This is a genomic window from Halomonas borealis (assembly GCF_004798905.1).
Classification (GTDB): Bacteria; Pseudomonadota; Gammaproteobacteria; order Pseudomonadales; family Halomonadaceae; genus Halomonas; species Halomonas borealis.
The window spans coordinates 1-275 of the sequence record NZ_SDMO01000065.1 but is presented as its reverse complement, the minus strand read 5'-3'; the positions used below and the strand labels follow the sequence as shown (position 1 = coordinate 275).

The following is a 275-nucleotide window of genomic DNA, read 5'->3' as shown; positions in this document are numbered from 1 at the left end:
GGTAAAAACCGGATGAAGATAATGTGTCAAACGCAGAATGGTTTCCGTTTAGCTGAAGAAGACCTGAAGATGCGCGGCTCCGGAGAAATATTTGGCGTACGTCAATCAGGTTTACCAGAATTTCTAGCAGCTGATATAGTGAATGACTACAATATTTTAGAAGTGGCACGTCAAGAAGCGCAGGAAATTTTTAAAACACCTGACCGTCCAGAATATCAGATGATGCTTGCAGACTTGGATGTTGACGGTGGTTTTGATTAACGTTTCAATTATGA

1 pseudogene is annotated in these 275 nt (G+C 41.1%); it reads left to right on the top strand.

The window, feature by feature from the left end:
- Positions 1 to 261 (top strand): annotated as a pseudogene (locus tag ETC07_RS16185) (hypothetical protein); the annotation flags it as partial.
- Positions 262 to 275: the final 14 nt, after the last annotated feature.